We start from the raw sequence: 24,095 nt of genomic DNA, 5'->3' as shown, positions 1-24,095 counted from the left end.
GTTTTCAAATTTATAATTGAAATCAGGAGGTGATTATTATTGCTACGGTGCTTTGTCCAGAATTAATTAGTAATAAACACCTTATTAGTAGAGTTAAAGTAGCGCCAATTAAGGATGAAATTTTAGATATTATCTCTAAAGCTGATATTGGTACTATATTTTATTATGACTTTAAGGATGTACAAGCTATTAATAGTTCTGGTGTAGATGAAGTAATTAGTAAAGTAATTCGGTACTTGTGTGATTGTGAGAATGATAAATTTTTATATTTCATCAATTTGAATAATGAAGTTCATGAACACACATACAATATTGAAACCACTTTAGCTGGCACAAAGTTGGCAATTGTTGAGAAGCTCTCTGATGGTAAAGCAAATTTTATAGGTGATATTTCAGGAACTCATCAAAAAATTTTAGAAAAAGTGTACTTATTAAAAAAAACTACAGCTAGAGAGGTTGCCGAACTTTTAAACAAGCAGCCAAATTTAATGAGTACTCATTTAAACTCGCTATATAAACAAAGACTAATCAGAAGAGTAGAGGAGCCACTTATAGAGGGTGGTAGACAATATATATACCAAAGTATTTTTTAAGGAAGGAAACTTCCTTAAAAAAATAAATGGTTTTCAAAAAAAAAATTGAAAACCAAAGAGTGGGAACATAAATTTTTGAAAGGAGGTGGTAAAGTGAGTATAAATGTTAAATCATATTTTGCTTTGGCGCTGGTATTGCTAGGCTTATTGATAATTTTTATATCTAATAATTATTTTGTAGATGTACATGTAGAAAATATTGATAAAGCTATAGAAATTTTATTTAGTTCAAATGCTAATAGTTTATTGATTTTTTGGATTTTATCTATGACTGGGATTACTATACAAATGTCGGCATCGTTGGTTATGTTGAAAATTACATGGGAGTCAATTAAATACACTTATTATGAATATAGTGTAGGTATTCATATTATTTTATCAGTTATAATCTTGGGAATATCAATAGCAACTATACTTTATGCACTTAAGGCCGTTATAGGTGTATTTTTAATCGCGGTTATAGTATTTGGATTGTTATTCTTAGATGATAAAAGAAAATAAACTTATAAAGGAGGCTTGAAGATGGCGAAGCATTCAGGAGGAAAAGTTGGAAAAGCAGGTAAAACATTAAGTAGTAAGGGCAGTTCTAAGAAGGAAAAAAGTAAAGCTGCAAAAATATTGAAAAAGCATCAAGATGAAAAACATTGAAAGTATAAAGGCGGCAACCAGTTATACTTTCAATGACAAGTAATTGAACTTTAATTAACGGCAATTAATTAAAATTAAATACTCTAGGTCTTCGTTGACTACAGCATTATTTTATATTTCTTTTAAAATAAAATCAATGTAGTACTTAGAGTATTATCTTATAAAAAATTTAATAACAAAAGAAAAGTATAAGGCGGTAAGATAATGCGATTTTCTAAGTATTTTAATCTAAAAGAATATTCTCAGAAAGATTTTGAATTTATAGATATTAGAATCGATTGGGATAATAAATTATTTATTGACCCAACACGTATTGAAGCTGAAAATGACGAATTAGCTATTGAATGTGATCAAATAATTTTAGACTTTTTTAACACGGTATTAGATTTGTATGAGAATAAGCAAATTGAAGAAGCAAGAAGCAACTTAGTTTATTCGGGCGAATCAAATGAAATTTATTTGGGATATACGGAAGGGTTTCCACAAGGAACTGGAAATAGTGAAGAAGAGTTAAATGAAATTTTTAATTTTATTCATATAAAAGAATTAATTTCAAAAGGTTTAATTGGAAGAATCGAAGACTTACATGTCTTTATAGACAAATTTGGCTGTGATAAAATGTCAGATTTAATCGCAAGCCTAATAAAAAAGAAGCTTGTAGAATTTACTATACAACAATGTGAAATATATAACATTAAAAGAGATTTTAAATTAGAAAGAAAATTTTGGAACCATATGAATAATAAATGGGAAGAGTTTGTTGAATATGTTCCAAGTATTAAAGGTGTAGGTAAAAGAGATTTTCCAATTGTTCTAGTACCGAAAAAGTTTGTTGTAAGTAGTTATCTATATGATGCTGAAAAATATTGGGGGAAAATTGTAAGTATTAGAAGACAAGAGTACCACAGACAAGAGCAAACACTTTTATATCTTAATAAGGCTAATAATAGAGGCCAATTGAATAAAAAAGAAATTTGGGATTATGAGTCTAAAGGTAGAAGTTTGAAAGAGTACCTTATTGATTACACAGAAAATGATTTAACAGCAATAGATAGTTTTAGAGAGGGCATAAAAAACACACAGAGGTCTAATGAGAACAATGCTTTATCTGATGAAGATATTGATCAAATTATAAATGATTCAATGAATGAGCAGTCAATAGATAAAGAAATTAGAGGTTAATAAAAGTAGAAATAAAAGAAGCTACCGATAAAAATTTTGTTTATCGGTAGTTTTTGTGCCTAATTTTACTGTACTTAATAGAGTTTATTAAATAAATATAGGAATAATAAGATTGTTACTACATCTAGGGAAGTTATTATTTTCTTAAACATAACAATTAATATATTTTATATATATCCCAGGATTCCTTTCCATCGTTTCCTCAGTCACATGCGTATAAACTTGCATCGTTACTTTCACATCACTATGTCCCAGCCTATGCATCATTTCTTCTACACTATAAGCGCGGCTTTGCAATCCTACTGTACAGTGCGTATGACGTAACCCATGTACGGTAATGTTTTTTATATTGCATTTACTATACAGTTCCTTTAACCAGCGACCGGTTTGAGACGGGTTTGTTAAGTCATTGAACTTGTTCTGAAAAATGTATTGTTGATTGTTGCTTTTTACATATTGATTTTTCATTTTTAATTGTTGCTGCTGTAAAGTTTTCCAATGTTTTAATTCAGAAAGTGTTCCATCATCAATATTTACTTTGCGTGATAAATAGTTTTTAGTTTCTTTAATGTGTAATTTCTTTTCATTAGAATATGCTGCGGATTTATTTACACGAATTATTTTTTTATCAAAATCAATATCGTCCCAACGTAGAGCAATTGCTTCGCCGCGCCTTAAACCTGTATGTGCGAGCAACACGAAGAACATATTTTTCATCTGAGGACAGTGCATTTTACTAAAAGATAAAAATTCTTTTAGTTCTCCTAGCGTATAGTAATTTGCAAAAAATACATCTTCCTCTCCAGCAATCTGTTTCTGCCGATTTACAGATGTTTTTGTTGGAATTGAGACGTGTTCCATTGGATTTTCCTTAAGGAGCTTCATATTCGTTAAATCTTTTAAGAAGCTTTTAAAATAAATCAAAATTTGTCTTGCGGAACGTAAAGAATTAATGAGTTGAGTCGCAAATGTTTTACACATGAGTGGTGTAAGATCTTTTAATGCAACTGTTCCGAAGTACGGTAAAATATGATTTTTAAAATAATTTAATGTTTTATCATGTGTTGTTGATGCATTCCCTTTGGCGAGATAACTATCCCAATATAGAGGAAAGTATTCCGCTACTGTAGAGTTTTCTGTAATTGTATTTTTTTTAGAAATACATTCGATATTAGACTGTAAAATCGTTTTTTTACGTTCGGGAAATAGACCTTTAGCAGCTCTTGCTTTTAATAACATATATTCAGCCCAAGCAGCTTTTTTCGTTTTAAAGCCGCGCCTACGTGTTTTAAAAGGCTTGTCCTCGCCAGGTCGAACCCCTAAATTTATCGCGAATTCATACGTTACCTTTCCTGTTTTTTTATGGACTTTTTCTTTAATTGGATCTTTCATTATGATTGCCTCTCTTTACTTGGAATGTTTTTTCATAAAACGATCTAGCTCTGTTTTGCTAACACGTTTGACGTTATCAATTTCTACAACTTTTAATCCGCGCACACGAAAGTTATAAAACGTGTTTGGACTAACTCCTAAATACTTCGCTGCTGTTTTTAAATCCATCCACTCATTCCATTCTTCCGTCGAACTTGCAACTTCTCTAGAAAGCTTTTCATTTAACACTTTTAAAATGGCTGCTAGCAGTCGTTGCTCGAATTGCACATATAGTTGATTAAAAAATTTATCCACTTCATTTCACCTCTATTAAAAATTTCGAAGGGATTATATATTCGTGGATTTTTGTTTTTCAATATAACGAAGTGAAGTTTTATAGAATATTGGAATGAGGTAGAAATTATACGGGAATAAAAAGGTTAATTGGTGTTATTTCTTGTGCTGAAATAAATCTCTCTCTTTTCTTGCACTGTAAAAGGATTTAGTTATAGTGATAGAGCTCAAAGAAAGGAGCTGGGGAAAAATGATAATAGAATATAAATATTTAGCAGATGAAGTGATATACAGAAGAGACCTTGATGTAAGGATAGTTTCTACATTATTAGAATTTATCGAGGAAAAAGAATTTGAACTAGTAGATGAGTATTATGAATGTAGACTTCAAAGAAAGGAACTAGAACAATTAATTACGGATTTAGAGGAAGATATACGCTATGCAGGATTGCGTAATAAATCCTTTGATTTTTGTATTTTAGATGAAATTACTAGTAGACGAGATGAAGATATAGAAATACTCGTAAAGCTATTTGATAGTATAGCGAATGATCCTCGAGCGTTAGGCTATGTTGCACATTACCATACCCCAAACAATCATATACTTCTTTAATCGTAGCACCAGCTTCAAACAGCAATGAACAGTGGGTATGACGCAATCCATATGTAGTAATTTCCTTCAGCCCGTATTTATTCTGAACATGCAGCATCCATTTACGCGTTTTCATTGGCTACATTAGTCTATTTTCACGACTGCTAAAGACCGGCTGCTTCGGTTGTAGTGTGTTAAAGCCGATTTTAATAAGGAAATTTACTGGGGATGTATTTTGCTTTGGAATAGTGTAAGGGAGTTGTAATTTTTTCGCATCTTAACCTAAAGTTTAAAGATGGTATAATTAGCCTAATAAAAAAGACAAGAGGGTGTTGGAATGGCTAGATTTCCATACGAAAGTGAGATTCAACAAGCAGTAAGTTTATTAATCAATCAGTATAAAATACCATATAAAATTTTAATGGATTTAGTAGGTACAGAGCATTATAGTCAACTAACTTCTATTTTAGATACATTAGGAGAAAACAAGCTGACAGAGGAAGAACTTGCAAAAATTTTAGTTGTACAAAAAGGCTCTGAATTATTTATGGGTTCAAGTGAGGCAGTGCGAGAATTAAGACTACATCTATTAAGAAGGTTAGATGTAAAAGATTTAGTAGCACTTTATGAAAGAAATCCAGATAGTAAAAGAAAGATTACTTCACCTGGTTATATGGCCACTCCGCTCTCAACTAAGAAATGGTCACCAGGAAAACGTTGGGCAAGAGATTTCGTTACTACATTAAAATTCCCACTAGTTTTTGCCGGTATTGAAAATGATCGCACTGAACGTGCAGCAGCTGTTACAGATATCGAGCCAAGAAAAATAATTCCACCATTAGTTCCTTACCAAGAAAGTTTAAAGCAAAAGATGCTAGAAGTATTGAATCAACAACAAGAGAAAACACGTTGTATCGTGACATTACCTACAGGTGGTGGTAAAACACGAATTGCTGTAGAAAGCTTTATCGATTGGTTACAGCCACGCTTTGCAGAAGGGAAATATATGATCTGGATTGCACAAGGGGAGGAACTTTGTGAACAGGCGATAGCTTGTATATCAGATATGTGGCAAGAACGTGAATTTGCTTATGCGTTGAGAGTTTATCGCTATTTTGGAGGTTCAACTGTTGAATTGGATGATTTAGTAGGTGGGGTTGTTGTAGGAAGCATCCAACAAATAGTATCAAGAATTAATTCCGGTGATAGTGCTTTTGAAGAAATAATTAGAAATTGTGGCGCTATGATTATTGATGAAGCACATCATGCAACAGCGGCTAGTTATAATGATTTAATCGATTATGCAAAGAGAATTGTAGGAGAGGATTTATTCCCGATTTGTGGACTAACAGCTACACCTGGTCGAAATATGGATCAGACAAGTATTTTAGTCGAGCAGTTTCAGGCTAACTTAATACGCCCCAAATTACCTGAAAAGAATGAGTATAAATTAAATCCATTATTGTATTTCCAGGAACAGGGCTATTTAGCGAAGCCACAATATCTATTATTCAAAGATGAACCGATTGAATGGCATGAAGATCTGTTTATAGATGGCGAGGTTTCTAGTGAATTTTTAAGGGATCTGTCTAATAACAGAGAAAGAAATCTGAAAATAATAGATTATATGTTGGGTTTACCATTAGATAGCTCAGTATTAGTTTATGCATGTACAGTTGAACACGCTGAATTTTTAACTACAGTTTTAAATGCAATAGGAAAGAAAGCAGCATGTATTTCTGCCAAAACACCAAAAGCAATCCGTCGTATGCATATCCAGGCATTTAAGAAAAAAGAAATTCAGTATTTATTTAATTATGGCGTATTAACAACGGGTTTTGACGCCCCAAAAGTTGATCATTTATTAATTTGTAGACCTACCTCGAGTATGGTTCTATATGAGCAAATGGTGGGTCGTGGTCTTCGAGGACCAAAATTTGGTGGAACAGAAAATTGTAAGATTGTTGATTTTTCAGCCAATATTCATACACATGGTAAACCACTAGCATATTCACGCTTTACAAAGGAATGGCTATTATTAGAGGAGGTTAGCAGTAAATGATGAAACCAGGAGCTAAAAAGCTTTTTGATTACTTACAGCAGCATCAAGAACTGTTTGTAAAAGATTTTAAAATATTATTTGAAGTGAAATCTACAATGCTTAGGATCGTCAAGGAGTATTCTGATGTTTTTGTTGTGACAGACGATAAAATTACACTTAAGGCCATAGCGAATAATGAATCCGCCGATTATATTGGAGCGCGTAAAACTGTACATAATGAACTCAGTCGCTATTTAGTTGGACCATTTGAGGAAAATGAAGAGCTAGGGAGCTTTAAACGACCGATGCAGCTTTACTTAACGGGAAAGCTTGTACCATTTGGTTCTACTGGTAGTGTTGAGGATGAAAGAAAGCTAGGAATAGAAACAGCCGTTATCATAGAGGAAGATTCGGTTGAAGATCGTTTAAGCTCTAGACAAATGTTCCGTCCTTCAAGCATGGGCTTTAGCTTCAAAATGAATAATTTAAATCCTATTAAGATTGATGCTAGTTGGGCGACGTATGAAGGGAAAACGCATGCGAGAACACCTCATCAGCTTGAATGGGAGATTGATTTGCAAGAAACTGTGCAGAAAGGTGAACTAAATTACTACAAGAAGAAAGCGGACTCTAATGAACAATTCCCGGGTCAAATACATTATTCATGGACTAAACGTAATGGTCTTTACCATATTAGTATTTTCTTATTAAATAACTACACTCGTGAAAGTTATCCTGAGCAATTCGAGATTATGTTTCAAACGGCATTGAAAGTAACTGTAAATAAACAGGATGTAGCAACATTCCATTCGGTAGCAGACCGATTTAATGTGGCGGATGAACTTTTGTACCGTGAGTATAAAGAGGTAGCAATAGGACATGGTGTTGGCGTAGATTGGCATGAGTCATCTAAAACGATGGAAATTATGACGACGTGGTTACCATTTTATGAGCTTCCAGTTGTAGAGCATACGACTATTCATGACGAAGCGTTTGAGATGGAGGCATTAAGTAAATTACCTTTAAATGAGCTTAAAGAAAAATTAGAAAAATTACCTTATTTTTACGAGCGATGGCTAGTTTTACAAAAAGAGCATATTGAAGGTTTAGATTTACATTTGAAGCAAGAAGCTGAGCGCAATGTTGAACAGATCGAGAAAATTATTGCACGCTTAAAAGAAGGTATTACACTTGTCGTAGCTGGTGATGATACTTTAGAAAATAAGGCATTTCGATTTGCGAATGAGGCAATGTCTAAACAGCGTGCGATGTCAGCTGTTGCAGTTCAATATAGAACATCTGGTAAGAGAGTAGCACCTGTCTATAATGGTAGCTGGCGTTTATTCCAAATTATTTTCGTATTAATGAATGTAGCAGGCATATCAGATGAAAATCATGAGGACCGTGAAGTTGTTGATTTAATTTGGTTCCCTACAGGTGGGGGGAAAACAGAGGCCTACTTGGGCGTTGCAGCATATGCTATGGCGCACCGTCGATTAGCCGGTGATGTAAATGATGTTAGTAGCTACGCAGGTATTACAATTTTTATGCGATACACATTACGTTTGCTGACTACACAGCAATTCCAACGCGCGGCAGCTCTAATTTGTGCTGCGGAGGATATTCGTTTAAAAAATGTACAGTTATATGGTGAGCTACCGTTTAGTATTGGTTTATGGATAGGTGGAGAATCATCACCCAATAAACTAGAAGAAGCGAAAGAAAAGCTCGAAATGTTAATGGACGGTCAAGAAGTTAAAAGTGGCAATCCAATGCAATTATTGAACTGTCCGTGGTGTGGCACTGAGCTAACACCTGGGGATTATTTGATTAGTGATAGTGAAACACAGCATATTGGTTGCCATGAGCCATCTTGTTTATTTTATAAAAAGTTGCCGATTTATACGGTAGATGAAGCGATTTATCAACATGTTCCTACATTATTAATCGGTACCGTGGATAAAATAGCACAGTTACCATGGAAGAAAGATATGCACGAATTATTTGGACGAAAGAACTTATATCATCCAGAGAAGGGCTTTGCTTATAAAATGGAAGGCTCTAAACGTGGGTATAAAAAAGTATCAAGATTAAAACCACCTTTATTGATTATTCAAGATGAGTTACACCTTATTTCGGGTCCACTAGGGTCTTTAACAGGTCTGTATGAAGTGGCAGTAGATTTACTAACGTCAAATGGCGGAAAACGTGCAAAAGTCATTGCATCTACAGCCACAATTAGAGGTGCAAAGGAACAAATTTTACATCTCTACGGAAGGGATTATTTACAATTCCCATTAGCTGTTCAAAAGCAAAACGATACATTTGTTGCTCATGAGGTCGCTACAACTGAAAAGCCTGGTCGTTTATATGTAGGTGTGTGTTCTCCGGGTGTAAGTAATAAAATCCAAGCTATTCAATTATTCGCAGCTTTGACGACGATTACTCGTTCAAGATTGTCTAAACAGATGGATCCTTACTATACAATGCTGGGGTATTTTAATACGGTAAAAGAGCTTTCAGGCATGTTAACAACATTCCAGGATGAAATTGTAAGTAGATTAGATTTATTAGATCCTAAAAAAGAATTTAACCATGAATTAGTAGTAGAAGAAATGACGAGTCGTAAAAAAGCGTATGAAATTCCATTACTATTAGCTCAAATGGAAAAAGAGTATGCGGAGAAGGATGCATTAGATGCCGTTCTTGCAACAAACATGATTTCAGTAGGTGTCGATGTGGATCGTCTTGGTGTTATGGTCGTACAGGGCCAGCCGAAAACGACATCTGAATATATCCAAGCCACAAGTCGTGTAGGACGTAAATATCCAGGATTGGTTATTACAACTTTGAATTCAATGCGCTCACGAGATTTATCGCACTTTGAACAATTCCGTGCATATCATCAGGCATTGTACCGTCATGTAGAAGCAATGAGTGTGACACCTTTTGCAAGTGGTGCACTATATAAAGGCTTAAGAGGGGCGTTAGTAGGGTTGCTACGTCAAATGATTCCGGAATTAGGAGCAGAAAATGCGGTTAATAAATTTTCGAGAACGGAAGAAGTAGAGGCGCTAATTGATCAATTTTTAAAACGTGCAGACGCAACGGAAATTGATACGACTGAATTAAAGCAGGCCACTGAGAAATTACTTGAATGGTGGGAGCAGGTAGTAGATGCATATCCTGATGCGAACACAATAAGTTATAAGAAAAACCTAAAAAATAGAAAACCGTCACTTTTACGCCAATTTGGTGAAGAAGGTAGAAGTCCAGTTACCCAACCAGCCATGATGGCACTACGAAATGTAGAAGGAACAATTGAAATAGAGGTGAAGAAATAATGCTAGATAATGAAGAAAAGATTCGCCCATCTCAGCTAATATATCATTCCGGGCCAGGTGCTATTCTCGACCTATTAGATGAGAGCGTCATGGTTTTAGCAGCAGATTTATGGGCTACTCATGGAGCACTAAAGGATTTTGATAAGCGTATTACAAAATATTTAAAAGTCGATCATGTACGTATATTGAATGAACAAACAGATAAAATTAAAGTTAAAACCGTAAGATTCCCACGTTGGAAAATCTGCCCTAAATGTGGGAAAATGACGACATTTAATAATTCGCACTGTTGGTCATGTGAAAAAGCAGGTAGGGGCGATGTAAAGCTTTATCCAAGTCGTTTTGTAACAGTATGTAATTTTGGCCATATTAGTGATTTTCCTTATGATAAATGGGTGCATAAAGGGGAGAGCTGCGAAAAACCAAGTCTACAATTATTACGTAATAGTGAAAGTGGCTCATTATCTGATTTAGCTGTTAAATGTAATCACTGCCAGCAAATTCGTTCACTAGGGAAAATTATGAAACCAGATGATGAGGATAAGCATTTGTTTGATTGTACGAATGAATCACCTTGGTTAGAGAAGAAGCATACTCAAGAACTAGAGGATGAACAACCAAAGTTGTGTAAAAACACTATGCGAACTTTTTTACGAGGAGCATCGAATATTTATTCGCCGCATGTACTAAGCTTTTTAAAAGTTCCATTAACAGAAACTACAGGAGACAATCCATTGGCCACTATCTTACCAGAACTTGAAGTTAGTAGAGAGGAATATTTAGACGCAGGTAATAAGGAAAAGGCCTTGGATAGAATAGCAAAGCGCTACCATATTAACCAAAATGCATATGCTGATCTTGAAAGATTATTAATGGGTGATGAGTTAAATGTAGAGCAAAGCTACGAATCTATTCGAAAGCAAGAATGGAATACACTGTCACAGCCATATTTTAATGAAACTAATATTCAATTTAAGTCAGAGAAAATTGATATTCATCCAAAGCTACAATCTTATTTTACGGCTATTCATCGTGTAGATTCAGTTCCTGAAATACAGGTACTTAAAGGGTTTAGTCGTATAGATTATATCGATCGTTTTGAAGAGGGTGATGTACATATGAATCGTATTATGCAGAACCCAAAACAAAATTGGCTACCAGCTGTGCAAAATTTTGGTGAAGGCATTTTCTTTGTATTTGATGTAAGAAAGTTAGCTTTATGGGAACAAAATGAAACCATCACAGCTACCATTATTGAAAGATATAATCATCAGCGTGCTGAATTTGGTAACGAGCCATTGCCATTGATGGGGCGCCATATCTTACTACACACGTTTAGCCATGCATTACTTAAGGAATTAGCTGCCCATTCGGGATATGGCACTACATCGTTAAAAGAACGATTATATGTAGATAGCTCAATGCACGGCGTATTTATTTATACAGCATCAGGTGATTCAGAAGGTAGTCTAGGAGGTTTAACAGCTCTATCTAAGCCAGAGTTGCTATACCCAATTGTTTTAAGAGCAATTGAACGAATGCAATATTGTTCGTCTGATCCGAATTGTTCTGACGGTAAATTCCAATTTAACCTGTCTGCAAATGCAGCGGCATGTCATAGCTGCTCACATGTTTCAGAAACATCATGTGAGTGGGGGAATCAATTACTAGACCGTCGTACATTGCTAAATATTAACCCACATGAAAACTTTGGATTTTTCGATAATTTACTGGATGAAGAATAATACAAAATCTTTCTACAGCGGTAAGATTCGATATTGCCTCCTACAATATCTTCGAAAGAGATGGATTTTTGAAAAAGGCTAATCGTAAAATAGAAAAAGCAGTGGGGGCTGTTAATCAGACTACAGGTGAAAAGCTAACTAAGCTTAATGAGAGAACTGAGAACAGTTACGAGCGCAAGTGAATTGTCATTGGGCGATCATTTATTTGACAAAGAGCGGGCTATACGCATCACGGGGTTTATATTGGAAATAAGGAAGTCGTCCATTATTTAATGGACGAGGGCGTGACGATTTATTCATATGATGATTTTGCAAGAGGTGCAAAAATTCATATTAAAGATAGTCCAAAAACGTATTAGTCTGCTGAGGTGTTAATGAGAGCAAGAAGCAGAATCGGAGAAATGGACTACAATTTAGCTATGAACAACTGCGAAAACTTTGTGCGCTGGTGCCGAATTGGACGTTAAGCGCGGCTGCACAAAAATATAGAGAGATTTTACCTGAAGTCCTTTTGAGGACTTCATTTTTTTATTGCTTTGAAATGAATTTTGAGAATTAAACTAATTTGTATATAATGGAAATAAAAGTGAAATTGATTTTGTGTGCTTAAGAAAGGCGAGATTACCTATGCATTTTTACAATTCAGGATATGCGAAATTGAATAATCACTTCATTATTAAAAATATCCCACCAAAAAAATTTGAAAGTAATGACAATCCAATTTTCTCAATCATACAAAATATTATTATGCGCGGAACCCCTTCTTTTGCGACACCCTATATATTAGATAGATTAGGTTTAAGTAGAAATTACTTAATTGATATGAAAAATATACGCATTATCCACCCAGAACATACAAATTGGAATAAAAGTATTAAGGGGGATGATGAAAAATTAAATTATCCTGCCAAAGTCTTTTATGAAGATTTGAGAAAAAATTTTGGGAAAACTCCTTTTTTAGCAGATTTATTTATTGCAGAATGTCCAATAACTGCAATTGTTAATAATTCTGATTTAGAAAAGCAAAGTGTGGATTTTTATAATCCTTTTTTAAAAGTTGTAATAGAAATTGATGGGAAAAGTCATATAGATAATAATCAAAAAAAGTTAGATAAATTTCGAGATAAACATTTAAAAGCAGCAGGGGTAGAAGTAGTACGTTTAACAACTAAACAAGTTGCTGATAAAGATTATAAAGGTTTAATGAGTATTTTACGTTCTCAATATAAATTGTACAGAGGAAATATATCAATGTTTGAGACATATTTACAAAATCCTAATGAGTATCAACTTCATACTCAATTAACGGAGATATACCGTTTTCAAATGGTATTAATTGAGCTTTTAAAAAATGAGGTTATTAGTTTAAACGACGATGATTGGTCATTTACTGTAAATAAAGATCAACAAATTGAGTCGTTTACCATTGCTTTAGAAGATTTACAAAAATGGATGATTGAAATTGCGTTTTTATTAAATCTAGAGATTTCATTCCCTAAAATTAATATTGGTGTTAAGAGAACAAAAAGTGCTCTTCACATTGATCTACTTGTCGGGAAATATTGGGATGATTTATTAGTAGATTCCTCAATAATTTATGTTAGAGAAGATTATTTTGAAGAAGTAAATAATAGAGTGATCAATACTAACTATATTATTGAGTATCATTTAGAAGAAGAAAAACATAAACGTTCGTTACAATATGTATTGGAAGTTCTTTATGGGTATAAAGAATTCAATTCTGGTCAACTATCAATAATTATCAATACTTTAAATCGAAATCATACAGTTGGATTACTACCAACAGGCGGAGGCAAATCATTAACGTATCAAATGTGTACGTTCCTTCAACCAGCCATTAGCTTTGTAGTAGCACCAATTAAGTCATTAATGGTAGACCAAATCCAAAATTTAAAGTTTAAACATTATATTGATTGTGCTGAATATATCAATGGAGATCTTCCAGTTGAAATCAGTTCTAAAAGATTAGATGACTATACTGAAGGGAAATATTTATTTTTAATAATTTCTCCAGAAAGATTTCAACAGCAGAATTTCAGAGAAAGATTGCAAATGATTCAAGTAAAGAAACAAATTGCTTACGCAGTAATAGACGAGGCACACTGCATTTCAGAATGGGGTCACGACTTCAGAACATCCTATTTAGCCTTGGCAAACACTGTTAGAAGATATGCACCAACTGCTATTTTTATGGCATTAACGGCAACTGCTTCTTCTAAAGTTTTATTAGATATTAGAAATGAGCTTAGTATAGAGAATAAAGATGTAATAACAATAAGTGATTTTACGAGAAAAGAGCTATCGTTTGAAGTGATTGAGGCAAGTAAATTTGAAAAACAGCAAAAGTTAACGGAAATTGTTTACCAAAACCTAGACAATAATCAGCCACTGTTAGTATTCACTCCTTTTGCAGGAGGTAATGAAGGCTGTTATAAGCTTAGTAACCAACTACGTACACAGTTGAAAGTTAATAGTGGATTTTATTCAGGAAGTGCTCCTAAAGACTTTAAAGAAACAGATTTTCAAAGCTACAAAGACTCGATGCAACGGGCATTTATGAATAACGAGTTAGATGTGCTCGTTGCAACTAAAGCATTTGGAATGGGAATAGATAAACCAGATATACGGACAGTAATCCATTATGGAATTCCATCTTCATTAGAATCTTATTATCAAGAAGCTGGACGTGCTGGACGTGATCGAGGAGATTCAAAGTGTATTATTTTGTTTACAAAAGATACATTAACGACTTTTCAGCATCAAGTTTTATTTGGAATAGATACGAAACTAGAAGAAGTTGAATCTACTACAAGGGTTTTGCAAGGTGATTTAAATAAAGTTATGTTTTTAATGAAGAAAGGGTTAAAGAATATTGATGAGGAAACTAATTCGATTTGTGAATTTTATGAGCAATTTTTAGCAGGCCATTCCGCTGTTCAAATTGCAAATCGCGGAGATAATGAAAAAATTGTATATCGTTTAGCACTTTTGGGTCTAGTGAATGATTGGATGATTGATTGGAAAACTAGCAAAATAATCGTTTCACTAAATCCCTTTGATGAAGATACTATTCAAAGTAGTGTTTTTAAACATATACAAAAATACGATGCTTTATTTACATTAGAAGCAATATACAAAAACTCTGAACTTAAAGAGTATTTGACAGTTTATTCGATTGATAATGTAACAACACTTTATAAATTTAGTTATATTTTATTGAAATGGTATAACGATAATGTTATTTATTCACGAAAGCAATCTTTAAAAAATATGTATAAAAACGTGTTGGACTTTGAGAGTTCTGATGATTTTCAACATAAATTAGAAGTCTATTTCAAACGGAATGATGACGTATACTTCTTAGAGAATACGATATCTAAGCCTAAGAAAATTCAAGATTGGTGGCGTATTTATTACGTTGAAACTAACGATAATTTAAGTAAAAAAAACGAACCAGAAATAAAGGATCTTTCGATAACAATCAGTCGTTTTTTAGAAAGTTATAAAAATGATCCTACTTTAAATCTAATTGAAGGCATTACATCGTTAATTAATACAGGGGCATTAACTAATGATTCAAAAAAGCGTTTATCACAAGCAATTTCTTATATTAATGAATTGGAACCTGAATGGAGAAGAGAACTTTTAGTTTCTATTTTAAATATTGGCAATGACTTTTTAAAGCCAAATGAAAAAACGGATTTAAGTGAACTATTAATATTAAATGGATTTAATACGTATGAGGAAATAAAAATCATTTATAAAGAGTTTAAAGACGGAATGTCTTATGGGGAACTAATTAATGATTTAAGTTCGCAAATTAAAGAAGTAAGAGTTGGAGGTGAGTACCCATGGGAGAATTAAAGCAGATAGAAAAGATGGAAACGTATATTAATGAATTAGGACAAGAAATAAAAAGTGTAAAAAAAGCATCGGTATTCTTAAATGAGATTGAACAACAGCACGCTTTGGTAGAACAGCAATTAAATCGTGTGAAAGAAACGGCCAATATTTTAGGTGGGTTACAAAAACAATTTGAAACGCAAGAAAAGAATTTTAAAGAACAATTTAAAGCTAATGAGAAAAGATTGGAAGAAATTAATACAACGGTTGAGGACAATTTTTCGGGAACAGAACAATTTTTGAAAGAAAATGTGGGCCAATTCAATAATTTAACGACACTAATTAATCAAGAAATCAAAGTTCTTGAATCTAAGGTGGCGTTATTAGAAGAACGACAAAATACCACATCGTCTAATATTCAGTTTCTGCAACAAAGTATTGAAGGAAATAGCGAAAAAATCGAAAAATTAAACACTTCAAATGAACTATTACAAAAACAAAATTCTACATTTGAGAAGCTACAAAATGGATTGATTACGGATGTGAATACACTAACTGCGCAACATCATAAATCATCGAAAAGATTAGAATACATTTTATATAGTTTATTTGGAGTAGGCATAGTACTCTTAGTAATATTAAAACTAACTTAATAGGAAGAATAAGAAGTGTTATAAAAACTGCCAAATATGAACTGCCTCGTAAAAGCAATAGGGGTCTTATAAAGCTGACCCTCTCTTTGACAAAAGGTTAATAATAATCGCTCCACAAGCACTTTTATTAAAAAGTTGCCAAAAAAGTTGCCACGCGCATTTTCAATGGAAAATAAGTGTAGATAACCTTGATATGGCGGGCTTTTGAAGTTTTACCTTCTATGTCCCGCCGTCTCCATACATATGATTTCATTTAGCCCTAAATAGGCGCAAATGAACGTTCAAAACCCTTGTATATCAGGGTTTTTTATTTTGTACACGAAACGTATAATTCCTGATTTAAATGAGCTAGGGTACGAATTAGAAGGATACGAAGAGTGTATTCCTAAGCCAAATAAAGTAACAGGACAAATTGGTTCTTCGAAAGTGACATTTGACTCCTTGGAGGATGACAAAAAGGATGTTCGAAAGTCCAAAATGACAGCAGCAATACCAGAGATTACTAACAAAGAATACAATTCAAAAAATGAAATAAAGAAAGAAATGGGTGATTCAGTAGATGACATGTTTTTGAAACAAATCAAAAATCTGTATTTGAAGTTAAGTATTCATAACTATTTAACACAAAAAGATGAAGCAGCAATAAATAGTTTTTTATCAACAGGAGTAAACACTGACACAGTTCTTAAGCTTATGAACGATTGTTATCAAACAGCTCTTAAGATAAAAAAGGCCCCAGTTATCCAATTGTTTGCATACTTTCAAAATTTTATCGAAGGAACATTAAAAGAGCAGAAAGTCTCTAAAGAGATGAAAGATACTACACATTCAAAAGTGATATTTGTTGGAGATACAACTGCAGACTTTTAAATTAATTTAGAAAAGGAGCGCTAATTGTGAAAAAGATAGATTTAAGCTTATTACCAGAGAAAATGGTTGAACGATTATTGGAGAAAGGAATTAACTTATCTGATATTTCTTCGGAAGAGAAGGTCTTAACAGAAGGATCTATAATCATGAATACAATCTCAACGAAATGTCCGCTTCAAAAATGTGACTTGTGACGGAACTGGCTGGTTATATTTAAGAAAGCCAAATGGTTACGAATTTGCCCGTTATTGTGATTGTGCAGCAAATATTAAGATTCAACGATTAATTCAATCAGCTAAAGTACCAAAAGATTATGAAGCAGTAACGATTAATTCATTTGATATTAATATTTATGAATATAAGAAGGATCAAAATATAGCTGCAATGGCAAAACGTCTATGCATTAACTATGTAAGAGATTTTGAGCGTTTTAAAATGGAGGAAAAAGGGCTTTATCTGCATAGCGAGAAGCGTGGGTCAGATAAAACAAGACTCGCAATTAGTCTTCTAAATGCTTTAATTAAGCAGACTAAAGTTGAAGGTTTTTATATAACAACTAAAAACCTATTTGACGAGCTGCGTGCTTCGTTTAATGAAGGGACTACACAAACTATCCTTAACAAATTTATGAGCGTTAATGTGCTAGTCTTAGATGATTTAGGAGTAGAGAAAACCTCAGAGTGGATTGAATCAACATTTACACAAATTTTAGATACTCGTATGAATCAAAAGCTTGTAACAATAATTACTTCGAATTTAACACAAGATCAGTTAGATGAAATATATATTAGTGGGCGTATCTCAAGTCGTATTAAAAAGATGACGGTACCAATTCAAATGCCAAGTGAGGACATTCGTGCAAAATTGGCGAAGAATGCTAATGATGATATTTTAAGGGACTTATTATTTTGAGCCTTTAAATCATTATGGGCGACCCGAATATCGTGAAGAATATGTAATGGTAGAAATGAATTTTGTAATTCAAAAAGAACGCTGTTTTCACCTTTTAAACCAAGTTCTATTAGCTTTATTTTTTCATTAAGGGATTTATGAGCTTTTACATCTTTTGTATATTCTAATTCTTTTTTATATTGATCAATTATCTGAACACTTTCTGTCGATTCTTTTATAAGGATGGGGGTCTTTAAGTTTTCTTTATCCGTAAAAGCATTTGCAACTCTTTTCAGAAAGCCAACCTGTTTAAATTCCATGCAATTTTAACCTCCGAGTATTGCTAAAATAAAATGTATATAATTTACATTTTAGCACAAATATTCAATGTATATTAGGTGGCATAGAAATCTACAGTAAATGTTGAGGCTTTCTCTGTTTTTAGGAGGGAAGGTGGTGATGGTGAGGGGGGCTCTTCACAGAATAAGATAAAAAGGGGGATTGCAGGGTGCATTTTCACTTTTTGTCTTAACTGAACTAATTATATCCAGGCCTCTTCTTCAGCCGCTTCGTGAGATAAAAAAAGGGCTATATCGTAGATTCAATTAAAGATTTAATACCTGTTTGCCCAAATTGCCACTCGATGCTTCATCGCAAAGAAAATGGATCACTTCACCTGTCGATAATTCATGCAACAGACAAAATTCTAATTCTTACGGCAGTTCATCATCATGTTCATACGATCGTAGTTCTTCATCTGATTCTGTTTCATCTCCCTATGATTAATCTGTGGAAGGCGAAGGGGGGAATGCTCTATTAATTAATAGAAAAAACAGCCAAAGTTTCATTGGCTGTCAGAACTGCTTGGTTATTAAATATAAACAATACTAAGGTCTTTCTTGATGAGGTTTAGAAGCTGGAGTACCACTACCACCGCCATTATCATAGGCACTAGCAGACAATGTAGTTCCACCTACTAATATTGCTGAAAGACATAGAGCGGAGACGATAATTTTAAAAGTTTTTTTCATATTCTTCCTCCTTTCTAATTGTTTAAATAAATACTACCATGTAATAAATGTTAAATATATGGTCAATTAGGAATATTCTTCCAACAATGTTCGACATAGAAAAGTCGATTCAATACACCTTCTTCCCTAGAAAAAGAAGTGAAACCGTCTTGGGCTCTAGATAGTAGAATATTTTACTTTCATTAATATGGAAGAGATATATAGTGTAGAAACTGAATGATGCAGAAATAACAGAATTAAATGAACAAGTTTTCCAAGCAATGGGAAAAATTGTTGAAATTCTTTCTCATCTTACATCAGAAGTACAAAATTAAATTTTTTAGAAATTAAAAGGATATTTAACAAATAATGGAGAATTAAGCGGTTGTAAGATGAATTATTGAATAGAGGAGGAGATTATTGATGAAAAAGAAAAAATCGTTATGGTCAGTTTTTGCTGGGGCTCTTCTGCTTATGAGTTTGTCATTTGGTACGGGAGCTAGTGCTATGGATGAAGATGTAGGAGGAGGCGGTGGTTGGAAAGAACCGCCATATTGTATTAAGGGCAAGGGCTGTGCACATTAAATTTAAATTCTCATCAAGGCACTCATTTACGTGGGTGTCTTTTCTTATGCATTGAAAACTGTACATCACGCAGTTATGTGAATGATTATTTGTCATTTTGTAATAAATAGAAATTAGTTACTCGAATAGATAATTAATACTCCTATGAAGGAAAAGTAGATAATAATGTGTGTATAAATTTTGATATATTGTTTAAAATTAGTATAAACAAAGGACAATTTGACTAATCTTGTGTTAATTAGTGAGGAAAAGTACTTAGTTGTGAGGTAATATAGTAAATGATTTGGAAAATCTACAAAATAATACATATTTAAAACAATCTATTGATGCCGCATGGAAATACTTAAATACATACACACACAAACTTTGAAAATAAAAAGGTGAAAAAATGAGACTAGTATTAAAAGATAAAAATATGAGTATAAAATACAATCAGATAAAAAACACCTACCAAATATCTATTGGTTTTCAGAAATTTACGAATCAGTTGAAAGGTTTAAGTAAAAGTAATATATTCTTTTCAACCTATAAACAGAATGTAACTGTGGATGGCTTTATAGCTTTAAGTGATTCATTATATATCAGGATATTGATTATTCATAAATTGGGCTCCATCGCGAAAGTTGATAAGGATATTAGTAATAGAAACTTAGTGAAGATCAAAATTGATGCTCAAAAAAAGAATATAATAATCAGTATTTTTCCGGAAATTTTCAAAGAGTTGTCGCTTGAATATTTTGAAAGTAAGGTTAACTTTAAATCTACTTTACTTAATAATTTCTATATGGATTTATCCTTAGCTTCAAGCCAAGAAATTATCATGGAAAGGTGGGATAAAGTCTCTACACCGAATAAAAATGCTTTAAATAAGGATCTCAAAGTATCAGACATTAATAGATTCAGTAATAGTCAGAACACTGATGGAAATCGAAAGAAAAATGAATTTCTTACGGACTCTTTTTTGTACTAAGTTAAATATATTATAGAAGCAACGGATTTCTATCATTTCTAAAACCCTTGTACACTCAAGGGTTTTTAATTTTGTGAGTCATTGAAGCATAATTTCCAATTTTGAAATAGGTAAAAAAATACAAAAAATCCCTATCATTTATGAAGGGTTTTAGATAGGATTAAATTAGTGATTAAGGAATTTTTAAAATGACAAATTTATTAAAATTATAAAGTGATGGAGATGTTTATTTTGACTAAATGGTGGATGGTTAGAGCTGGAGATAATAACGAATTAATACCTGTTTGGTTGAGACAAAAAATTGTATCAATAGGATGGCCTGACCTAGAAAACCCAAAGCTATTTACAACTAAAGAACAGCTGTTATCAAAGGCAGATTTAGTGTATTCGGAAGAAAAGCCACAAACGAGAAATAGCTGGGTGAGCCAAGTTTGGCGCTTTAGTCGTGAAATTGAAATAGGTGATAGAATTATTTCTTATTCAAAAGAAAAACGTGAATATATCATTGGAAGTGTTACAGAAGCTCATTATTATGATTATGCTAATGAGAATCCTTATCCAAATACTTTAAAAGTTAAATGGGAAGCAAATACCGTAGCACGTGATCAGTTATCTCAATCTGCTAAGAATAGTTTGGGTTCAGTATTAACTGTTTTTAGAGTAGATCAATGGGGATCTGAAATTGAAGGACTATTAGCTAATCCATCAATAGTTAAAAATCCTGATGTTCCTCCAGAAGATGATGAAACAGTAATCATAGAAGATTTAAAAAGTAAGGCACGTCTAATGATTGAAGATAAGGTAGACAAGCTAGATCCATGGCAATTGCAGGATTTAGTTGGCGGGTTATTACAAGCGATGAAATATAATGTCAAAATAAGTCCGAAGGGGCCAGATGGTGGTGTTGATATTCTAGCTTATAAAGATGCATTTGGCTTTGAGCAGCCTATCATTAAAGTGCAAGTAAAGCATCGGAAATCAACAGCTGGTTCACCTGAAATTCAGCAATTATTAGGAGCAAATCCGTTAAAAGCAAATTGCTTATTTGTCTCTACGGGTGGATTTACTTCACAAGCTATGATTGTAGCGAAGCAAAATTCGGTTAAATTGGTTGATTTGGAGGAACTCGTGCAATTAATTATTGAATGGTACGAATTGATGCCAAATGATACAAGGGCATTGCTGCCATTGCAAAAAATGTATGTGCCTGAATAGTTGAAATGACAGGTGACTAGTGTAATTACTTTAGGGGAGTTTTCCGTTGTTATAGGAGAGGTTGGACAAAACTAAAACTATCATTTTCTTCTCACAGAGAAAAATAATGGTTTTTGCTATAGTAAAATTGATTTGCATTCTGGGTATGCTTTCCACGGGCGTGGCCTTACACGAAAGTTTCAGGCGTCACGCTATTCCCATAGGAAGCTATGCTTATAGTGAAAGTCGTCTGCCGTCAGCTACTCTGGCCCCCTCCGATTCCAATCTTTTAACCCGGCCTCTTTTCTTAATTAGATGACTTGTTAATGCAATAAAAGCCAGTCCCGACAAAACCGGCAACTGGCTGTTTCTTCATATTATATAAGGGTTTTGCAATAACTTAAGCCGTCTTCTTAATCTGCAATGCCATCGCAGCACCGAAGAACTCATAGTGAATTTTATCTCCAGGTACACCTAGCTCGACTAAGTATTGAATGACTGTTTCCATGAATGCAGTTGGACCACATACATACACTTCCATACCTGGTACAAGGAATTCCTCGATTTGAGCTTTTGTTACATAGCCATCTAGATCCGAATAAACTGCTTTGTATTTACCGTCTGTAGCTGCTACATTTTGTTCGATTGATTCTTTAAACGCTGCTACATTTTCGTTGCGGGCACATTGGATGAATGATGCTTGGCGGCCTTCCATTGTTTTAAGCATGCCTTGTAGTGGTGTTACACCAACACCGCCGCTAATAAATAGAACAGGGCTATCATTTTGTACTAATGTGAACACACCTGCTGGAGCACTTACATCGACTTTCGTGCCGATTTCTGCGTTATGCAGGAAGTTTGAAACAATGCCGTTTGGTGTTACATCGTCTTCACGTTTAACAGAAATGCGGAAATAGTCTTCCGTTCCATCAGTAAGTGTGTATTGACGGTTCATTAAGAACTCTTCACCCGGTACTTGCGTACGTAATGTAATGAATTGACCCGCTTTGAATACAGGTAATTTCTCTCCGTCAGCAGGTTTTAAATAGAAGGATTTCACTGCTTCGCTTTCTTCCACAACTTTTTCAATCGTAAAATCTTTGAATAAGCGCCATCCTCCAGCGTTTTCTGTAGCTTGGTATAAATCTTCCTCCACTGAAATAAATACATCCGCAATGACGCCGTATGCTTTTGCCCATGCATCGATAATGTCATCAGTAGCTGCGTCTCCAAGTACTTCTTTAATTGCTGCTAATAAATATTTACCTACAATTGGATAATGCTCTGGTAAAATACCTAAGCTTACGTGTTTATGTGCAATTTGAACAACAGCTGGAACGATTGCCTCCAGGTTATCGATGTGAACTGCTGCTGCATACACTGTGTTTGCTAAAGCTGTTTGCTGACGATCTTTCTTTTGGTTTGTATGGTTAAAAATGTTCAGTAATTGTGGATTGTCTTTAAATAGATTTGAATAGAAAGTTTTTGTAATAGCTAATCCGTGTACCTCCAATACTGGTACTGTAGATTTAATTGTATCAATTGTTTGTTGTGCTAACATAAAGCGCACGTCCCCTCAAAATTTGGTTAGTTTCTTTCTTGCACACTCAATATACTGCTGAGTAAAGTTTAAAGCAATATGAAAAATACATCTTTAACAAATCTGTCACAAACATATATCTAAAATACATCTTTTAAAATTAAGTCGTTCTAGTCGACCAAACCTTATAAAATGTTATACTGAAAGTGAAGAAAGATGGTGAACAGCGTGCGCTTAACAGTATATACAGATTATTCTTTACGTACGCTCATGTATTTAGGTGTACGTGGTAGAGAACATTTAGTGACAATCCAGGAAATTGCAGATGCGTATCAAATTTCCAAAAATCATTTAATGAAAGTTACTTATGATTTAGGACAGCACGGATATATTGAAACAATACGTGGACGCGGAGGCGGGATCCGTCTGGCACTAGATCCGGCACAAATTAATATCGGTGAGGTTGTCCGTAAAACGGAAGAGGATTTCCACATAGTTGAATGTTTTAATCCTGAAAGCAATCTTTGCAAAATATCACCCGAGTGTAGGTTGAAATTTGCATTGGCTGAAGCATTAAAAGCTTATTTAGCTGTACTTGATTCCTATACATTGGCAGATGTTCTCGTATCGACAGACATTTTAAGTGAATTATTTGGTATAAACGAAACTAGTAAATAACTGTTTACTAGTTTTTTAATATAAAAAAAC

At 33.6% G+C, this 24,095-nt stretch carries 22 protein-coding genes and 1 pseudogene; 18 read left to right on the top strand and 5 right to left on the bottom strand.

Annotation, left to right across the window (positions count from 1 at the left end; all coding sequences use genetic code 11):
* Window positions 1–29 precede the first annotated feature (29 nt).
* The 4 genes from H9632_RS07560 (at window position 30) to H9632_RS07550 (ending at window position 2,423) form a co-directional block, all read left to right on the top strand.
* On the top strand, window positions 30–593 hold the full coding sequence (locus H9632_RS07560; protein WP_191703502.1) for a helix-turn-helix domain-containing protein: 564 nt from the start codon (window positions 30–32) through the stop codon (window positions 591–593).
* A gap of 93 nt (window positions 594–686) precedes the next feature.
* Window positions 687–1,094 carry a hypothetical protein gene (locus H9632_RS07555; protein WP_191703501.1) on the top strand — a complete coding sequence of 136 codons (408 nt, stop codon included), beginning with the start codon at window positions 687–689 and terminating at the stop codon, window positions 1,092–1,094.
* Between the two features lie 21 nt (window positions 1,095–1,115).
* On the top strand, window positions 1,116–1,241 hold the full coding sequence (locus H9632_RS18960) for a hypothetical protein (protein ID WP_263618316.1): 126 nt from the start codon (window positions 1,116–1,118) through the stop codon (window positions 1,239–1,241).
* A gap of 204 nt (window positions 1,242–1,445) precedes the next feature.
* Window positions 1,446–2,423 (top strand): hypothetical protein, encoded by a 978-nt coding sequence (locus H9632_RS07550; protein WP_191703500.1) that lies wholly within the window; start codon window positions 1,446–1,448, stop codon window positions 2,421–2,423.
* 144 nt (window positions 2,424–2,567) lie between these two features.
* Here the strand turns inward: H9632_RS07550 and H9632_RS07545 are convergent, their stop codons facing one another.
* Both H9632_RS07545 and H9632_RS07540 read right to left on the bottom strand, forming a co-directional pair.
* On the bottom strand, window positions 2,568–3,815 hold the full coding sequence (locus tag H9632_RS07545) for a tyrosine-type recombinase/integrase (RefSeq protein ID WP_191703499.1): 1,248 nt from the start codon (window positions 3,813–3,815) through the stop codon (window positions 2,568–2,570).
* Window positions 3,816–3,830: 15 nt separating this feature from the next.
* Window positions 3,831–4,109: a helix-turn-helix domain-containing protein gene (locus H9632_RS07540; protein ID WP_318247681.1), complete on the bottom strand. Its 279-nt coding sequence runs from the start codon at window positions 4,107–4,109 to the stop codon at window positions 3,831–3,833.
* Window positions 4,110–4,338: 229 nt separating this feature from the next.
* Here H9632_RS07540 and H9632_RS07535 point away from each other — a divergent pair, with 229 nt between their 5' ends.
* The 10 genes and pseudogenes from H9632_RS07535 (at window position 4,339) to H9632_RS07485 (ending at window position 18,109) form a co-directional block, all read left to right on the top strand.
* Window positions 4,339–4,701, top strand: coding sequence for a hypothetical protein (locus tag H9632_RS07535; RefSeq protein ID WP_191703498.1), 363 nt, complete (start codon window positions 4,339–4,341; stop codon window positions 4,699–4,701).
* Between the two features lie 316 nt (window positions 4,702–5,017).
* Window positions 5,018–6,742 (top strand): DEAD/DEAH box helicase, encoded by a 1,725-nt coding sequence (locus H9632_RS07530; protein ID WP_191703497.1) that lies wholly within the window; start codon window positions 5,018–5,020, stop codon window positions 6,740–6,742.
* On the top strand, window positions 6,739–10,065 hold the full coding sequence (gene drmA, locus H9632_RS07525; RefSeq protein WP_225223730.1) for a DISARM system helicase DrmA: 3,327 nt from the start codon (window positions 6,739–6,741) through the stop codon (window positions 10,063–10,065). Before H9632_RS07530 ends, drmA begins: the two co-directional genes overlap by 4 nt.
* Window positions 10,065–11,810: a DUF1998 domain-containing protein gene (drmB, locus tag H9632_RS07520; protein ID WP_191703496.1), complete on the top strand. Its 1,746-nt coding sequence runs from the start codon at window positions 10,065–10,067 to the stop codon at window positions 11,808–11,810. Before drmA ends, drmB begins: the two co-directional genes overlap by 1 nt.
* A 224-nt stretch (window positions 11,811–12,034) precedes the next feature.
* A pseudogene (locus H9632_RS19115) lies at window positions 12,035–12,277 on the top strand (lecithin retinol acyltransferase family protein); the annotation flags it as partial.
* Between the two features lie 160 nt (window positions 12,278–12,437).
* The gene (locus tag H9632_RS07505; protein ID WP_191703494.1) at window positions 12,438–15,695 is read left to right on the top strand and encodes a RecQ family ATP-dependent DNA helicase; all 3,258 of its coding nucleotides are present in this window, start codon (window positions 12,438–12,440) and stop codon (window positions 15,693–15,695) included.
* Window positions 15,683–16,327: a hypothetical protein gene (locus H9632_RS07500; protein WP_191703493.1), complete on the top strand. Its 645-nt coding sequence runs from the start codon at window positions 15,683–15,685 to the stop codon at window positions 16,325–16,327. Before H9632_RS07505 ends, H9632_RS07500 begins: the two co-directional genes overlap by 13 nt.
* A 273-nt stretch (window positions 16,328–16,600) precedes the next feature.
* Window positions 16,601–17,197 (top strand): hypothetical protein, encoded by a 597-nt coding sequence (locus H9632_RS07495; RefSeq protein WP_191703492.1) that lies wholly within the window; start codon window positions 16,601–16,603, stop codon window positions 17,195–17,197.
* A 26-nt stretch (window positions 17,198–17,223) separates the two neighbouring features.
* Entirely contained in the window at window positions 17,224–17,391 is a 168-nt protein-coding gene (locus H9632_RS07490; RefSeq protein ID WP_191703491.1) for a hypothetical protein, read from the top strand.
* The gene (locus H9632_RS07485; protein WP_191703490.1) at window positions 17,381–18,109 is read left to right on the top strand and encodes an ATP-binding protein; all 729 of its coding nucleotides are present in this window, start codon (window positions 17,381–17,383) and stop codon (window positions 18,107–18,109) included. Before H9632_RS07490 ends, H9632_RS07485 begins: the two co-directional genes overlap by 11 nt.
* On the opposite strand, the gene H9632_RS07480 is transcribed toward H9632_RS07485, so the two are convergent.
* Window positions 18,031–18,408 carry a hypothetical protein gene (locus H9632_RS07480; protein WP_191703489.1) on the bottom strand — a complete coding sequence of 126 codons (378 nt, stop codon included), beginning with the start codon at window positions 18,406–18,408 and terminating at the stop codon, window positions 18,031–18,033. The two genes, H9632_RS07485 and H9632_RS07480, sit on opposite strands and share 79 nt — an antisense overlap.
* A 567-nt stretch (window positions 18,409–18,975) precedes the next feature.
* A complete protein-coding gene (locus H9632_RS07475) occupies window positions 18,976–19,119 on the bottom strand; it encodes a hypothetical protein (RefSeq protein ID WP_191703488.1) in 144 nt (47 codons plus the stop codon).
* Between the two features lie 402 nt (window positions 19,120–19,521).
* Between H9632_RS07475 and H9632_RS07470 the strand changes: the two genes are divergently transcribed.
* The 3 genes from H9632_RS07470 to H9632_RS07460 all read left to right on the top strand — a co-directional run bounded on the left by H9632_RS07470 (window position 19,522) and on the right by H9632_RS07460 (window position 21,868).
* A complete protein-coding gene (locus H9632_RS07470; protein ID WP_191703487.1) occupies window positions 19,522–19,683 on the top strand; it encodes a hypothetical protein in 162 nt (53 codons plus the stop codon).
* A 388-nt stretch (window positions 19,684–20,071) separates the two neighbouring features.
* Entirely contained in the window at window positions 20,072–20,653 is a 582-nt protein-coding gene (locus tag H9632_RS07465; protein WP_191703486.1) for a hypothetical protein, read from the top strand.
* A gap of 231 nt (window positions 20,654–20,884) precedes the next feature.
* Window positions 20,885–21,868 carry a restriction endonuclease gene (locus H9632_RS07460; RefSeq protein WP_191703485.1) on the top strand — a complete coding sequence of 328 codons (984 nt, stop codon included), beginning with the start codon at window positions 20,885–20,887 and terminating at the stop codon, window positions 21,866–21,868.
* A gap of 379 nt (window positions 21,869–22,247) precedes the next feature.
* Here the strand turns inward: H9632_RS07460 and hmpA are convergent, their stop codons facing one another.
* Window positions 22,248–23,408 (bottom strand): NO-inducible flavohemoprotein, encoded by a 1,161-nt coding sequence (hmpA, locus tag H9632_RS07455; protein WP_191703484.1) that lies wholly within the window; start codon window positions 23,406–23,408, stop codon window positions 22,248–22,250.
* 207 nt (window positions 23,409–23,615) lie between these two features.
* Between hmpA and H9632_RS07450 the strand changes: the two genes are divergently transcribed.
* Window positions 23,616–24,065, top strand: a complete 450-nt coding sequence (locus H9632_RS07450) for an RrF2 family transcriptional regulator (protein ID WP_191703483.1) — start codon at window positions 23,616–23,618, stop codon at window positions 24,063–24,065.
* Window positions 24,066–24,095 lie beyond the last annotated feature (30 nt).

Origin of the sequence: Solibacillus merdavium, from assembly GCF_014836935.1 — a bacterium.
GTDB classification, from domain to species: Bacteria; Bacillota; Bacilli; order Bacillales_A; family Planococcaceae; genus Solibacillus; species Solibacillus ferritrahens.
This window is presented reverse-complemented; position numbering and strand designations above follow the sequence as displayed.